Genomic DNA, 889 nt, shown 5'->3' with positions numbered 1-889 from the left:
ACAACCAGCTCGACTGACTCACCCCGGAGAAATCCACCATGCCCATGGCCAGGGCGGTCAGGTAACCCGCCATCACGCCACACAGAATCGGTAGCAACCGAAATAAACCATGCCCCAGGGTGGCCACCAGCATGGTGGTCAGTAGCGACACCATGGAGACCAGCAGGGCATCCGCGTACGGAAACATCTGCAGTTCACCGTTGCCGGACATGCCCATGGCAAAGTTCACCGCCGTGGGCGCCAGGCTAAGCCCGATGACCATAATGATGGGGCCGGTGACCACCGGCGGCATCAGGCGGTGCAGAAAGCCCGGCCCCCGCCACTTCACCAGTGCACCCAGAATCACATAGACCACAGCGGTACAGAACAACGCCCCCATGGTGGCCGGCACGCCCCACTGCTGTACCCCATGGGAAATCGGTGCCACAAAGACAAACGAGGACGCCAGGAAAACAGGAATCGAACGGCGAGTAATCCACTGGAACAACAATGTGCCCAGCCCCGCGGTAAACAGCGCCACACTGGGATCCAGCCCGGTCAGTAACGGCATTAATACCATGGCCCCAAAAGCCACAAACAGCATCTGCGCGCCGATGAGGATGATTTTCCAGTTCCAGAATCCGCCGGCCTGACTCATGTACAGCTCCTGATTTGTGATTGCCTGTGGCTTAGGCCACCGGGCGATACCCGGTTATTTGGTCCCGAAAATCTTGTCTCCGGCATCTCCCAGGCCCGGCATGATATAGCCCTCTTCGTTCAGCCCCTGATCCACCGAAGCGGTGTAAAGGGAGACATCCGGGTGCGCCTCCTGGACCTTGCGAATACCCTCCGGGGCTGCCACAAGTACCAGGGCACGAATCTGGGTACAGCCGGCTTTTTTCAGCATATC

Annotated in this window: 2 protein-coding genes; both read right to left on the bottom strand. The window is 59.1% G+C overall.

Annotated elements, in window-relative coordinates; translation table 11 throughout:
* Positions 1–637 (bottom strand): uracil-xanthine permease family protein (locus tag A3730_RS06830; RefSeq protein WP_304439477.1); only part of this gene is annotated, 637 nt, incomplete at its 3' end.
* 54 nt (positions 638–691) lie between these two features.
* A partial coding sequence (locus tag A3730_RS06825) for a uracil phosphoribosyltransferase (RefSeq protein ID WP_304439476.1) occupies positions 692–889 on the bottom strand: 198 nt, incomplete at its 5' end.

This window comes from Alcanivorax sp. HI0044 (assembly GCF_001634945.1).
Note: the sequence above shows the minus strand (reverse complement) of the source record. Positions and strands in the feature narration are given on the sequence as shown.